The following is a 14,104-nucleotide window of genomic DNA, read 5'->3' on the forward strand; positions in this document are numbered from 1 at the left end:
TTCGGCGAGGAGGCGTCGGTGAGGCGCTGCGCCTGCTGCACGCCGCCGTACGCCCTGAGCCCATGCTCAAGGCGTACGGCGGCACTCAGGGGATTCGGAGACACTCAGGGGGTTCGGCGACGCAGGGTGGCGGCCCCGAGCAGAAGGGCCAGCACGGCCGACCCCGCCACCACGGCGACGTCGCGCCAGAACTCGGCGCCCGGGTCGGCGTCCGCGACCGCGTGCGCCATCGCCTCGATCGCGTACGACATGGGCAGCACGTCCGAGATCCACTCCAGCACGGTCGCCATCTGCCCGCGCGGCACGAGGATCCCGCCGAGCAGGATCTGGGGGATCATCACGATCGGCATGAACTGCACGGCCTGGAACTCCGTACGGGCGAACGCGCTGCACAGCAGGCCGAGCGCGGTGCCGAGCAGGGCGTTGAGCAGCGCGACGAGCACCAGCGGCCACAGCGGGCCCGGCAGGTCCAGGCCCAGCCAGGTGAGGGAGACGGCCAGCGCCAGCGCCACCTGGGCACACGCCGCCAGCCCGAACGCGAGGCCATACCCGAGGAGGAGGTCGAGCCGGCCGAGCGGCATCGCCATGAGCCGCTCCAGCGTGCCCGACGTGCGCTCGCGCAGGGTCGCGATCGAGGTGATGAGGAACATCACCAGGAAGGGGAAGACGCACAGCAGGATCGGCGCCCAGCGGCCGAACGACCGCTCGTCGTCCATCACGTAGTAGAGCAGGATCATGACCAGCGTCGGCACCAGGACCATCAGCGCGACCGTCCGCCGGTCGTGGCGGAGCTGGGTCGTGATCCGCCTGGCGGTGGCGAGGGTGATCGCGAGGTTCATGCCGCCGCCCTCTTCTCGATCAGGCGCAGGAACGCCTCCTCCAGGTCGGCCGTGCCCGTGTGCGCGCGCAGGGCGCCTGGGGTGTCGTCGGCGAGGATCTCCCCCTGACGCAGCACGATCAGCCGCTCGCACCGCGCGGCCTCGTCCATGACGTGGCTGGAGACCAGGATCGTGGTGCCGCCCTCGGCCAGGCGGTGGAAGAGCGTCCACAGCTCCTGCCGCAGCACGGGGTCGAGCCCGACCGTCGGCTCGTCCAGCACGAGCAGTTCCGGACGGCCGAGCAGGGCCACGGCGAGCCCGGCGCGGCCCAGCTGGCCGCCCGAGAGCGTGGACCCGAGCTGGTGGGCGGCGCCAGCGAGCCCCACCTCCGCCAGCACCCGCTCGGGGTCCTCCTTCGGCGCGCCGAGCACGGCCGCGAAGTAGCGCAGGTTCTCCAGCACGGTCAGATCCCGGTAGACGGCCGGGGTCTGCGTGGAGTAGCCGATCCTGCGGCGCAGGCCCGAGCTCCCGGCCGGCTCGCCGAGCACGCTCACCTCGCCCCCGGACACGATCTGAACGCCCACGATCGCCCGCATGAGCGTCGTCTTGCCGCAGCCGCTCGGCCCGAGCAGGCCGGTGACCTGCCCTCGCGGCACCTCGAAGGTGAGGCCGTGCAGGACCTCTGCCCCGCCCCGCGACACCCGCAGATCCCGTACGGCGATCGCGGGACCCGATAAATTCATCATGCGTTGAAATTAGCCCCACGACACGGGCGCGTCAACGCGTGGGCGGCCGGTCGCGGGTGAACCGGAGAGCCTTTACAGCCGTGTAAGGGGCATGAGAAAGCTCTGGCTCGTGGCCCTCCTGTTCCTGGCGGTCGCCTGCGGAGGGACCTCCTCCACCTCGGCCTCACCCGAGCAGCCGGAAGGCTCCCCCTCCGGCGCCGGGGCCGATCACGGCTCGCCCGCGCCGACCGGCCCGTCCGGGGCACCGAGCGGCACCCCGTCTCCGGTGACGCCGGCCGGGCCCACGCTGAACCCGCGCAAGGTGCCGTGGGAGAGCGCCACCCCCGTCGACGACGGCAGGTCCCTCGACGTCGTGTGGTGGTCCGGAGTGGAGCCCTGCAACGTGCTCGACCGCGTCGAGGTGACCGAGACCGCGCGCGAGGTCACCGTCACCCTGTACGAGGGGCAGGACCGGCGTTCGCCCGACGCCGTCTGCATCGCGATCGCGATCCTGAAGACCACGAAGGTGCACCTCAAGGCCCCGCTCGACGGGCGGAAGGTCGTGGACGGCGCGAAGTAGGCCGCCGAGCCGGGTCAGGTCCGCTTCGGGGCCGGAGCCGGGTCCACACCCCGGGCGGGGCAGGGAGGACAGACCACACAAGTTCGCGATGACGGGATGAAATCCGCGCGCTCCAGGGTTGAGCCTCATAGACTCAAGACGTTTGACAGACCCCCCAGCGGGGCTAGTATTTGAGTCTGACCGACTCAACTTTGACTACAAGGACGTACTCATGGCACGTGCGGTAGGTATCGACCTGGGGACGACCAACTCCGTCGTCTCGATCCTCGAGGGCGGCGAGCCCACGGTCATCACGAACGCTCAGGGCTCGCGGACCACGCCGTCCGTGGTCGCGTTCGCGAAGAACGGCGAGGTTCTCGTCGGCGAGGTCGCCAAGCGGCAGGCGGTGACCAACGTCGACAGGACCATCCGCTCGGTCAAGCGCCACATGGGCACGAACTGGTCGATCGAGATCGACGGCAAGAAGTTCACGCCCCAGCAGATCAGCGCGTTCGTCCTGCAGAAGCTCAAGCAGGACGCGGAGGCGTACCTGGGCGAGAAGATCACCGACGCGGTGATCACCGTCCCGGCGTACTTCAACGACGCCCAGCGGCAGGCCACCAAGGAGGCCGGCCAGATCGCGGGCCTCAACGTGCTGCGCATCATCAACGAGCCCACCTCCGCGGCCCTGGCCTACGGCCTGGACAAGGAGAAGGACCAGACCATCCTGGTCTTCGACCTCGGCGGCGGCACCTTCGACGTGTCCCTGCTCGACGTCGGCCAGGAGGACGGGCACGGGTTCGTCGAGGTCAAGGCCACCAGTGGTGACAACCTCCTCGGCGGCGACGACTGGGACCAGCGGGTCGTCGACGAACTGGTCACTCGCTTCAAAAACGCGCACGGCGTGGACCTGTCCAAGGACAAGATGGCCCTCCAGCGCCTGCGCGAGGCGGCCGAGAAGGCCAAGATCGAGCTGTCGGCCCAGACCGAGACCACGATCAACCTGCCCTACATCACCGCCTCCTCCGAGGGCCCGCTGCACCTGGAGGAGAAGCTGACCCGGGCGGAGTTCCAGCGGATCACCGCCGACCTGATCGAGCGCTGCAAGGGCCCCTTCCACCAGGTCATCAAGGACGCGGGGATCAAGATCTCCGACATCGCCCACGTGGTCCTGGTCGGCGGCTCCACCCGTATGCCGGCCGTGTCCGAGCTGGTCAAGGAGCTGACCGGCGGCAAGGAGCCCAACAAGGGCGTGAACCCGGACGAGGTCGTCGCCATCGGCGCCGCGCTCCAGGCCGGTGTCCTCAAGGGCGAGGTCAAGGACGTCCTGCTGCTCGACGTCACCCCGCTCAGCCTGGGCATCGAGACCAAGGGCGGGATCTTCACCAAGATCATCGAGCGCAACACGACGATCCCGACCAAGCGCTCGGAGGTCTTCACCACGGCCGAGGACAACCAGCCGTCGGTGCAGATCCAGGTCTACCAGGGCGAGCGCGAGATCGCGGCGTACAACAAGAAGCTGGCCACCTTCGAGCTGACCGGCATCGCCCCGGCACCGCGCGGCATCCCGCAGATCGAGGTCACCTTCGACATCGACGCCAACGGCATCGTGAACGTCTCGGCGAAGGACCTCGGCACGGGCAAGGAGCAGTCGATGACCATCACCGGCGGCTCGGCCCTGGGCAAGGAGGACATCGAGCGCATGATGCGCGAGGCGGAGTCCTACGCCGAGGACGACAAGCAGCGCCGTGAGGAGGCCGAGGTCCGCAACAACGCGGACGCGCTGGCCTACCAGACGGAGAAGTTCCTCCGCGAGAACGACGAGAAGGTCCCGGCCGACGTGAAGACCGAGGTCAACGACTCGCTCGCCGAGCTGAAGAAGGCGCTGGAGGGCACCGACATCCCCGTCATCCGCACCGCCGCCGAGAAGCTCGCCACGGTCAGCCAGAAGATGGGCTCGGCCATCTACGCCCAGTCACAGGCCGGTGCCGAGGGCGCCGCGGCCGGCGCGGGCGCGGAGGACGCGCAGGCGAAGGCCGACGAGGACGTGGTCGAGGCTGAAATCGTCGACGACGAGCGGGAGGGCGGCCGCAAGTGAGCCCGCGTGAGAACGGCCCCGAGGAGGAGCCGGTGATCCGCGACAACCGCAAGATCGACCCGGAGACCGGCAAGGCCCGCGAGGCCGCCGGGGGCGTGCCCGAGGCCGCCCCCGGCGACCAGGGCACGGAGACGGCGGCGGCGCCCGCCGAGGGGTCCGCGACGGACCTGCTCGCCGAGCGCACCGCCGACCTCCAGCGGCTTCAGGCGGAGTTCAGCAACTACCGCAAGCGGGTCGAGCGCGACCGGATCGCCGTCAAGGAGCAGGCCGTCGCGAACGTGCTGACCGAACTGTTGCCGGTGCTCGACGACATCGGCCGCGCGCGCGACCACGGTGAGCTCACCGGCGGCTTCGCGAAGGTGAGCGAGTCGCTGGAGGCGACCGTCGGCAAGCTGGGCCTGACCGTGTACGGCGCGAAGGGCGACCCCTTCGACCCGACCGTGCACGAGGCCCTGCTGCACAGCTACTCGGCGGAGGTGACCGAGCCGACGTGCGTCGAGATCCTCCAGCCGGGCTACCGGATCAACGACCGGATCCTGCGCGCCGCCCGCGTGGCCGTCGCCGAGCCGAGCGAGGAGGCGGCGCCGGAGGAGACGGCGGCCGGCTCCGGCGGGCCGGACGAGAACTGAAACCGCGGAGGTCTCTCCCGATCGGCGAAGATCGGGAGAGACCCGCGAGGGCACCCGCGACGACAGCCGCGGGGACGGCCGCGAGAACACCGATTCACTCCCCTTTCGTGTGCGAAGGAAGCGATAGATGAGCACCAAGGACTACTTGGAAAAGGACTACTACGCCGTCCTTGGTGTGCCCAAGTCCGCGAGCGCGGAGGAGATCAAGAAGGCCTACCGCAAGCTCGCCCGCCAGTACCACCCCGACGCCAACCCGGGGAACAAGGAGACCGAGGAGAAGTTCAAGGAGGTCTCCGAGGCGTACGACGTGCTCTCCGACGTCAAGCGGCGCAAGGAGTACGACGAGGCGCGCACGCTCTTCGGGTCGGGGCTCGGCGGCTACGCCGGCGCGGGCGGGACCCGGGCCGGCGGCGGCTTCAACTTCGACCTCGGCGACCTGTTCGGCGGCACGGGGTCGGGCGAGCGCATCGGGGACCTGTTCGGGGGGCTGTTCAACCGGGGCGGAGCGGGCACGCGCACGACCACCGCCCGGCCACGGCGCGGCCAGGACATCGAGTCGGAGGTGACGCTCGCCTTCGGCGAGGCGGTCGACGGCACCACCGTGTCCCTCCGGCTCACCAGTTCGGCCGCCTGCACCGCCTGCGGCGGCACGGGGGCGAAGGCGGGCACCACGCCGCGGGTCTGCCCGACCTGCGAGGGAACCGGGGCGGCCAGCCGCAACCTCGGCAACTTCGCCTTTTCCGAGCCGTGCCGCGACTGCCGCGGCCGGGGCCTGGTGGTCGACGACCCCTGCCCCGTCTGCGAGGGCAGCGGGCGCGGCAAGAGCACCCGTACGATCCAGGCCCGCATCCCGGCCGGGGTCGGCGACGGCCAGCGCATCAGGATCAAGGCCAAGGGCGCGCCCGGCGAGAACGGCGGCCCGGCCGGCGACCTCTACGTGCTGGTCCACGTCAAGCCGCACCCCGTGTTCGGGCGCAGCGGGGAGAACCTGACCGTCACGGTCCCCGTCACCTTCCCCGAGGCCGCGCTCGGCGCCGAGATCAAGGTGCCGACGCTGCGGGGGATGCCGGTGACCCTGCGCATCCCGGAGGGAACGCCCAACGGGCGGACGTTCCGAGTGCGCGGCCGGGGGGCCTCCCGCAAGGACGGCACGAAGGGCGACCTGCTGGTCACCGTCCAGGTCACGGTGCCCCAGAACCTCGACGACAAGGCCCGCGCGGCCCTCGAGGAGTTCAGGAACGCCACGGAGGGCCAGGACCTTCGCGAAGAGCTGATCAAGCAGGCCAGAAGCGAGTGAGCCGATGGATGCCAGGTTTTTCGACATCTCCGACGACACCCCCGTCTATGTGATCTCCGTAGCCGCCCAGCTGTCCGGGCTGCACCCGCAGACGCTGCGCCAGTACGACCGGCTCGGCCTCGTCAGCCCCGGCCGTACGGCCGGGCGGGGGCGGCTGTATTCGACAAGGGACATCGTGCTTCTGCGCGAGGTCCAGCGGCTCTCCCAGGAGCACGGCATCAACCTCGCCGGCATCAAGCGCATCCTCGAACTCGAAACCGAGAACATGCGCCTGCGCGAGGAGGTCACCCAGCTCAGGGGTGAGCTCACGATGTTGCGGGCACTGGTCCGCTACGAACTGCCACCTGCCTGACCGGCGAAACGAGGCATTCACATATGGACTACAAGTTCACCCAGAAGAGCCAGGAGGCACTGTCCGCGGCCGTCCGGCGCGCCGCGGCCGACGGCAACCCCGAGGTCGCGCCCGCGCACCTGCTGACGACCCTGCTGGCGCAGAACGGCGGCATCGCCGGGTCGCTGCTGCAGGCCGTCGGCGCCGACCCCCGGCACCTGCGCGCCCAGGCCGAGGATCTGCTCGACCGGCTGCCGAAGGCGCAGGGCTCCACCGTGAGCGCGCCGTCCAGCTCACGCCAGCTGCTGACCGTGCTCAACACCGCCGCGCAGCGGGCCAAGCAGCTCGAGGACGAGTACGTCTCGACCGAGCACCTGCTGGTCGGGCTCGCCACCGACGGCGGGCAGGTCTCCGACCTGCTGAAGGCCGCGGGCGCCACCCCCAACGCGCTGCTCGAGGCGTTCGAGAAGGTCCGCGGGCATGCCAGGGTGACCAGCGAGACCCCTGAGGACACCTACCAGGCGCTGGAGAAGTACGGCGTCGACCTCACCGAGCGGGCGCGTTCCGGCAAGCTCGACCCGGTGATCGGCCGCGACAGCGAGATCCGCCGGGTCGTCCAGGTGCTGTCGCGCCGCACCAAGAACAACCCCGTGCTGATCGGCGAGCCCGGCGTCGGCAAGACCGCCGTGGTCGAGGGCCTCGCCCAGCGGATCGTCGCGGGCGACGTGCCCGAGAGCCTGCGCAACAAGCGCCTGGTCGCGCTCGACCTCAGCGCGATGGTCGCGGGCGCGAAATACCGCGGCGAGTTCGAGGAACGCCTCAAGGCCGTGCTCAACGAGATCAAGGAGAGCAACGGCCAGATCGTGACGTTCATCGACGAGCTGCACACCATGGTGGGCGCGGGCGCCGCCGAGGGCGCGATGGACGCCGGCAACATGCTCAAGCCCATGCTGGCCCGCGGCGAGCTGCGCATGATCGGCGCCACCACGCTCGACGAATACCGCGAGCGCATCGAGAAGGACCCGGCCCTGGAGCGGCGGTTCCAGCAGGTCTACGTCGGCGAGCCGACCGTCGAGGACACGATCGCGATCCTGCGCGGGCTCAAGGGCCGCTACGAGGCCCACCACCAGGTGCAGATCTCCGACAGCGCCCTGGTCGCCGCCGCGACGCTCTCCGACCGCTACATCACGGCGCGTTTCCTCCCGGACAAGGCGATCGACCTGGTGGACGAGTCGATGTCGCGGCTGCGCATGGAGATCGACTCGCGGCCGGTGGAGATCGACCAGCTCCAGCGCAGCGTGGACCGCCTGAAGATGGAGGAGCTCGCGCTCGTCAAGGAGACCGACGAGGCCAGCCGGCAGCGCCTGGAGAAGCTCCGCGAGGAGCTGGCCAACCGCCAGGAGGACCTCAACGCCCTGGTCAGCCGGTGGGAGCGGGAGAAGGCCGGCCTCAACAAGGTCGGCGAGCTGAAGAAGCAGCTCGACGAGGCGCGCGGCGCGGCCGAGCGGGCCCAGCGCGACGGCGACTTCGAGGCCGCGTCCCGGCTCATGTACGGCGACGTCCCCCGCCTGGAGAAGGAGCTCGACGAGGCCACCAAGGCCGCCGAGACGGCGGAGGCCGAGGCCGAGCCGATGGTGAAAGAGGAGGTCGGCCCCGACGACATCGCCGAGGTCATCTCCTCGTGGACCGGCATCCCCGCCGGGCGGCTGCTGGAGGGCGAGACCGCCAAGCTGCTGCGGATGGAGGACGAGCTGGGCCAGCGCCTGATCGGCCAGCGTGAGGCCGTCCAGGCCGTCTCCGACGCCGTACGGCGTGCCCGGGCCGGCATCGCCGACCCCGACCGGCCGACCGGCTCGTTCCTCTTCCTCGGCCCGACCGGCGTCGGCAAGACCGAGCTGGCCAAGGCGCTCGCCGAGTTCCTGTTCGACGACGAGCGGGCCATGACCCGCATCGACATGAGCGAGTACGGCGAGAAGCACAGCGTGGCCCGCCTGGTCGGCGCGCCGCCCGGATACGTCGGCTACGAGGAGGGCGGCCAGCTCACCGAGGCCGTGCGGCGCAGGCCGTACACCGTGGTGCTGCTGGACGAGATCGAGAAGGCCCACCCCGAGGTATTCGACATCCTGCTGCAGGTGCTCGACGACGGCCGGCTCACCGACGGGCAGGGCCGCACGGTCGACTTCCGCAACACGATCCTGATCCTCACCTCGAACATCGGCTCGCAGTTCCTCGTGGACCCCGCGATGGAGAACGGGGCCAAGCGCGAGGCCGTGCTGAACGCGGTGCGGGCGTCGTTCAAGCCCGAGTTCCTCAACCGGCTCGACGACATCATCGTGTTCGACGCGCTGGGCACCGAGGAGCTGTCGCAGATCGTGGACCTGCAGGTCGCCCGGCTTGCCCGGCGCCTGTCGGACCGGCGGCTGAAGCTGACCGTCACGCCCGCCGCCCGCGACTGGCTCGCGCTGACCGGCTACGACCCGTTGTATGGCGCCCGCCCGCTGCGCCGCCTGATCCAGTCGGCCATCGGCGACAAGCTCGCCAAGGAGCTGCTGTCGGGGGCCATCCGGGACGGCGACGAGGTAATCGTCGACTTTGACGAGGCAGGTGACACGCTGACGATCCGGCCCACTCGGTAAGGTCTTCCCCACCATTGGGGCAAGCGCGCCCCGCCCTTTCTCCTCGCTGCTACGTTCGGCGTTCGTCGGACTACGGTACGCGATCAGGGGGACGTGGATGTCCAGGACATCACGAAGTATTCGAGGGCGGTGCGTCGCGCTCGCGGCGGTCACTGCCGGAGTGAGCTGGCTGACCGGGGGCCCGGCGATGGCGAAGGGCGGCGCGCTGGCCGACGCCTGCCGGGCCCAAAGCCGCGACGTCACAAGCCATGACGTCACGGGCCGCGACGTGACGGGAGGACTGACCACCCTCGCTCCGGCGGCGGGCGTGCTGAGCATCGCCGACGCGGCCGGAGCGGCCGCCGGGCAGGGACGCAACTCGCTTCCCGCCGGCTCGGCCACGACCGCCCGCACCGTCCCGGGGCCCGCTGACCTGCCGGCCGTGCCAGGCCCCCGTACGCTGCCGGGCACGATGCCCGCTGCGGTGCCCGCTGCGGTGCCCGCTGCGGTGCCCGCTGCGGTGCCCGGCGGCGCGGCGGCACTGCCCGCACCGGCGGGCGCGAAGACGCTGCCCGCCGACGCCAGGACCCTCTCGGCGCCCGCGAAGGCGGTCTCCGCCCCGGTGCAGAACGCCGTGGCCGGCGCCACGGCCGTCTCCGAACCGCGCCGCGCGCCCGCCGCTCCCGCGGCGGATGCCAAGACGCTGTTCCCGGCCAGGAGCACCGTGCCCCTCCTCGCTGTCGCGCCGACCAGGCCCAGCGCCGCGAACGCCTGCGCCCCGCAGGCGCTGCGGACCGCGCCGGTCGCCCAGGAGCGGGAGCACCCCGTCGTTCAGGGGCATCCGAAGAAGAGCCACCGGCATCCCAAGCCGGAGAACGAGCCGGCGGGCTCCGCGTCCCGGGGCGACTCGGCCCAGGGCCCGGCGTCGCAGAAGCCGGGGGTACAGAAGCCGGGGATGCGGAAGCCAGGGGCGCAGAACCCGGGAGCACAGAACCCGGGGGCGCAGAAGCCGGAGGCGCGGAACCAGGGCACACAGGGCGCTCTCGCGCCCCAGAGCGAGTCCCACAGCACCAGTTCGCAGAGCGGCGCCTCGGGCCAGGAGCAGAGCACGCAGACCTTCCCGGTCCGGAACCACCGCCACCGCAAGGCGCACCACCCCCACAAGCAGCCCGGCGCCATGGCGCCGGCCCAGGCCGCCAACCAGAGCGCCAATCAGGCGGCCCCGCAGGCGGGTCAGGCCGGCCGGCCCATGACCGGCACGCGGAACTCCTCCCTGCCGGAGGGCGAGCTCAAGAAGGGAGCCAAGGACAGGCGTCAGCGTCACGACGACGCGCGCGGACGGGGGACGGCTGCGGCCGTGCAGCCCGACGCGATGGACGGCCGGCACGTGCCGCGGCTGCTGCCGCGCGAGCACCCCAAGGCGGCCACGCGCCAGCAGAACGGTGACATCACCGCCCCTGCCGCCCTCACCAAGGCGACGGGCACGCGCGCGGTGACCGATTTCGCCACCGCGACCGGCAAGAAGCTCCTGCCGTAACCCTGCGGCCGCCGTACGCCACGGACGCGCGAGGACGGCGCCTCGCGGCCGGCGGCCCGGGTTCGGCGACCGGGCCGCACGAGGAACGAGTTCGCCGGGCGGGGAGAGACGCGAGCACCTGCCGGGAAGGTTCACACCGGCCCGGCCGAGTGAGCGGCGTCGCCCCGGCTCCCACCCGGACTCGACCACCGAGATACCGAAGACAACGAGACCAAAGACAGCGTGACCGAGGGGCCGTGATCCACGGCCCCTTTTCACATGCCCACACCACCTGCTCCGGCAAACGGTCCGGAGGGCTCAGCGGAGGCCCTCAGCCGTAGCCGGGACGCCGAGAGGGCTCAGCGGGAGACGTCGAGGAGGGCGTCGAGGTCGTCCTCCGGCAGGCCGAGATCGACCCGGATGCGGTAGCGGGTGCGCAGCAGCGAGTCGCGGATGCCCGGCCCCGTCGCGCCGCAGGAGCGGATGCCGTCGGTGGCCCACTCGTGCGCCGCATCGAGGTCGCCGTAGGCCACGAGTGTCTCGGCGACGGTCAGCGCGGTGGCCGGGTTCCAGTCCCCTGCCCTGATCGCGGCGATCACCGCCCTGGCCTCCTCGGGCCGGTCGAGTTCGAACAGCGTGTCGGCGATGCCCGCACGCGGGTCCACCGGCACCTCCCCGCCGTCCTCCAGGGCGCCCTGGTAACGGTCGAGGGCGGTCGCGGGCTGACCGGCCTGGCGCCACTCCTCAGCGGCGAGCACGAGGATCGCCGCCCTGGACATTTCTCCCGACTCGTACCCCTGGGCCAGCTCGTCGAGGCGGCGGGCGAGGGCACCGTGGTCATCGAGCAGCAGGGCCTGTTCGAGCAGTCGGTCGACCTGCTCATTTGTCACATGTGCCACAGAGCCGAGGCTACCGATCCCGGCCTGTTTTCGCAGGGCAACACCAGGCATTGCCGAAGCAACGATTAGTACACGTTTGGCTACTATGCGCTTTTCCCGGCAGATAGTCGGGCATATCGCACCACGCCTGTGCCAATCGAAGCTCGGCGAGGAGCGTTACAGCATGTCCAAGCGGGTGATATTGACTCTCGCCTCCACAACGGTGCTCGCCGCCGTGGTCCCGGGTTTCGCCGGCTTCGTCACGGCCCAGTACGAGGCGCTCGACCAGGCCCGCGCCGAAGTGGCCCGACTGCAGGCCAAGCTGCAGATTATGGAGCTGAGAGTCGAGCCCGCGGCGTCTCTGAGATGCCGTGCCGACGCGGCCGGGAAGAGACAGCCGAGCCTGATGGACGAGGACGACATGCGGGAGCTGACGATACCGCCGCGCACCCGCACCAGGTCGTGGCAGAACACCGCCTATGTCCCGGCCACCGCGCCGGGGCTGTGGCCCTCGATCGGCGTCCCCCGCGCCGTACCCGGCCCGCAGGCGCCGGGCGATCCCGGCCGCCCCCGCGAGTGAGCCGCTCGCACGACGCCACCCGCCTCCCGGCACGAGCCGCTCCGCCCGCCGCGTCGTCACTCGTGCCGCGAGATGGCGGAGGCCAGTTGGCGGGACAGGTATCCGCGGACGAGCTGTTTGGCTTCGGCCACGATTCCGGGGTCTCCATTCGGATCGTGCCGGAAGGCGAGCTTCAGCACCGCGTCCCCCGCCTCGACGGCGACGATGATGGCACGGTCCAAATCCTCGCTGTCAGCCAGTCCGAATTCGGTGAGAAGCAGCGCGCGGAGCCGTCCGGCGATCACGGTGTTGTTGTCGGCCACGGAGTCGAGGAGGTCGAGGTCGAAGACCTCGCCGAAGTGCAGCGAGCGGAACCCGGGCACCGTGCGGTGCATCTCGACGTACTCGTCGATGATGGCGTCGACGGCGTCCCACCAGCCGGCGTAGTCCTCGACCATGAAGCGACGCCCGACCCGCGCGACGAACAACTCGACGTTGCGCCGCGTCAGGGCCTGGCTGAGCGCCCGCTTGTCGGGGAAGAACTGGTAGACCGAGCCGATCGCCACCCCGGCCCGCTCGGCCACCCTGGTGGTCGTCAGCGCGTCGTACCCGCCCTCGTCGAGCAACTCGGCGCAGGCGTCGAGCATCCGCTCCACTCTGCGGGCGCTGCGACGCTGCGAAGGACGCCGCCGCAACGGCTCACCGGGATGCGACGAGCGCGGCGACATCCCCTCATCACCCCCACGGCCCCACTTCTCGACGGCGGCACAGTGCTCGACGACGAAAGCGGGACCGCCTGCTTCCCTCACGTACCGGCTGGACACCCACCCATCTTGCCTGTTTCACGCGCCGTGGTCAGCGCTTATCGACCAGTCGCCTGAATTGCGGCAAGAATCCCGTAGCGCCGCCGTCAGGAGTCAGCGGGTGCGGCCGACAGGCCGGTGCAGCCGCGCAGCGCGCGGTAGGCGCCGAGCGCCTGCTGCTTGGCGCCGCCCGTCACGGGAATCGGCACGCCGCCGTTGATCCGGGCAGGGGTCCACTCGTCCTTGAGGACCTTCCTGCCGTTGATCGTCAGGGTGAGCACGCCGGTCGCCCCGGTGTCCGGGCCCCAGTTGTAGAAGGCGAAGTTGCCCAGGCCGTACTGCACGTACGCCGGACCCGAGTAGCCGCCGCCCAGCAGGATGTGCGCGTGGCTGCCCACGATCACGTCGGCCCCCGCGGCCACGAGCTTGTCCGCCAGGCTCCGCTGCACCGGCGTCGGGCACTTGACCAGCTCGGTGCCCCAGTGCAGGAACACGATGACGGTGTCGGAGTTCTTGCGGGCCTGCCGTACGGCACGCAGGAGACGGGGCTCGTTCTTCGCCGAGGCGAGCCCGCCCTTGTCGCCGGAGGCGGTCCACGACTGGATGAACTGCTCGTCGAGCACCTGGGTCGCGCCGATGATCGACACCCGGTTGCCGTTGACCGTCCTGCGGTAGGGCCGGTATGCCTCGGTCTCGTTCGCGCCGATGCCGATGACGGGGAACTTCGAGGACCTGATCGCGGCGAGCGTGTCCCGCAGGCCGCTCTCCATGTAGTCCATGCCGTGGTTGTTGGCCATCGTGACGACGTCCACCCCGGCGGCCTTGAGCGCGGTGAACGCCGTGGCCGGGGCGCGGAAGGTGAACTGCTTGCCCGGCGCGGGAGTGCCGGCGGTGGTGATGGCCGTCTCGAGGTTGAGCGCGGTGAGATTGGATTTGCGCAGCACGGCGGCGATCGGGCCGAGCGCCGTACGCGGGTCCGCGTTGAGCCGGTTGCGGAGGACGCCCTCGAAGTGCACGTCGCCCGCGAAGGAGATCGTGAAGGGCCGCCGCTGCGGCTTGGGAGACGGCGTCGCGGTCTTGGCCTCCAGTTGCGACGCACTGGGGACGGGCTCACTCTCCGCCGGGCTGCACCCCGCGACGAGGAGGGGAGCCGCGAGGAGGGCGAACAGGGACAGGGCGAGGGGCTGACGTCTCACGGCACCCGAGCATGCCATCTCCCGACGACATCCGGGGAGCCGTGGGAGATCCCGGGGCAAAAAACTTGGAGAGTTCCTTT

Annotated in this window: 13 protein-coding genes; 8 read left to right on the forward strand and 5 right to left on the reverse strand. The window is 70.8% G+C overall.

The genetic code is table 11. The annotated features are described in order from the left end of the window. Positions 1-104: 104 nt before the first annotated feature. Both ACQEVJ_RS42345 and ACQEVJ_RS42350 read right to left on the reverse strand, forming a co-directional pair. Complete coding sequence (locus ACQEVJ_RS42345) at positions 105-839, reverse strand: ABC transporter permease (protein WP_433110717.1); 735 nt, start codon at positions 837-839, stop codon at positions 105-107. Then, positions 836-1,564 carry an ABC transporter ATP-binding protein gene (locus tag ACQEVJ_RS42350; protein ID WP_433110719.1) on the reverse strand — a complete coding sequence of 243 codons (729 nt, stop codon included), beginning with the start codon at positions 1,562-1,564 and terminating at the stop codon, positions 836-838. The genes ACQEVJ_RS42345 and ACQEVJ_RS42350 overlap by 4 nt, the downstream gene beginning before the upstream one ends. A 91-nt stretch (positions 1,565-1,655) precedes the next feature. On the opposite strand from ACQEVJ_RS42350, the gene ACQEVJ_RS42355 reads away from it, so the two are divergent. The 7 genes from ACQEVJ_RS42355 (at position 1,656) to ACQEVJ_RS42385 (ending at position 10,609) form a co-directional block, all read left to right on the forward strand. After that, positions 1,656-2,123, forward strand: a complete 468-nt coding sequence (locus tag ACQEVJ_RS42355) for a hypothetical protein (RefSeq protein ID WP_433110721.1) — start codon at positions 1,656-1,658, stop codon at positions 2,121-2,123. Positions 2,124-2,334: 211 nt separating this feature from the next. Next, on the forward strand, positions 2,335-4,200 hold the full coding sequence (gene dnaK / locus ACQEVJ_RS42360; protein ID WP_433110723.1) for a molecular chaperone DnaK: 1,866 nt from the start codon (positions 2,335-2,337) through the stop codon (positions 4,198-4,200). Beyond that, positions 4,197-4,829: a nucleotide exchange factor GrpE gene (gene grpE / locus ACQEVJ_RS42365; protein ID WP_433110725.1), complete on the forward strand. Its 633-nt coding sequence runs from the start codon at positions 4,197-4,199 to the stop codon at positions 4,827-4,829. The genes dnaK and grpE overlap by 4 nt, the downstream gene beginning before the upstream one ends. A gap of 127 nt (positions 4,830-4,956) precedes the next feature. After that, positions 4,957-6,126: a molecular chaperone DnaJ gene (gene dnaJ / locus ACQEVJ_RS42370; protein ID WP_433110727.1), complete on the forward strand. Its 1,170-nt coding sequence runs from the start codon at positions 4,957-4,959 to the stop codon at positions 6,124-6,126. Between the two features lie 4 nt (positions 6,127-6,130). Further along, a complete protein-coding gene (locus tag ACQEVJ_RS42375) occupies positions 6,131-6,478 on the forward strand; it encodes a heat shock protein transcriptional repressor HspR (protein WP_433110729.1) in 348 nt (115 codons plus the stop codon). Between the two features lie 23 nt (positions 6,479-6,501). After that, complete coding sequence (gene clpB / locus ACQEVJ_RS42380; RefSeq protein WP_433110731.1) at positions 6,502-9,093, forward strand: ATP-dependent chaperone ClpB; 2,592 nt, start codon at positions 6,502-6,504, stop codon at positions 9,091-9,093. A gap of 160 nt (positions 9,094-9,253) precedes the next feature. Continuing rightward, positions 9,254-10,609 carry a hypothetical protein gene (locus ACQEVJ_RS42385; RefSeq protein WP_433110733.1) on the forward strand — a complete coding sequence of 452 codons (1,356 nt, stop codon included), beginning with the start codon at positions 9,254-9,256 and terminating at the stop codon, positions 10,607-10,609. 338 nt (positions 10,610-10,947) lie between these two features. Here ACQEVJ_RS42385 and ACQEVJ_RS42390 read toward each other — a convergent pair whose 3' ends face one another. Then, positions 10,948-11,487, reverse strand: coding sequence for a hypothetical protein (locus ACQEVJ_RS42390; RefSeq protein WP_433110735.1), 540 nt, complete (start codon positions 11,485-11,487; stop codon positions 10,948-10,950). A 163-nt stretch (positions 11,488-11,650) separates the two neighbouring features. Here ACQEVJ_RS42390 and ACQEVJ_RS42395 point away from each other — a divergent pair, with 163 nt between their 5' ends. After that, complete coding sequence (locus tag ACQEVJ_RS42395) at positions 11,651-12,046, forward strand: hypothetical protein (protein WP_433110737.1); 396 nt, start codon at positions 11,651-11,653, stop codon at positions 12,044-12,046. A 56-nt stretch (positions 12,047-12,102) separates the two neighbouring features. Here ACQEVJ_RS42395 and ACQEVJ_RS42400 read toward each other — a convergent pair whose 3' ends face one another. After that, entirely contained in the window at positions 12,103-12,672 is a 570-nt protein-coding gene (locus tag ACQEVJ_RS42400; RefSeq protein ID WP_433110739.1) for a TetR/AcrR family transcriptional regulator, read from the reverse strand. A 263-nt stretch (positions 12,673-12,935) separates the two neighbouring features. Beyond that, entirely contained in the window at positions 12,936-14,024 is a 1,089-nt protein-coding gene (locus ACQEVJ_RS42405) for a CapA family protein (protein WP_433110741.1), read from the reverse strand. Positions 14,025-14,104: the final 80 nt, after the last annotated feature.

Origin of the sequence: Microbispora sp. CA-102843 (assembly GCF_050936215.1) — a bacterium.
GTDB lineage: Bacteria > Actinomycetota > Actinomycetes > Streptosporangiales > Streptosporangiaceae > Microbispora.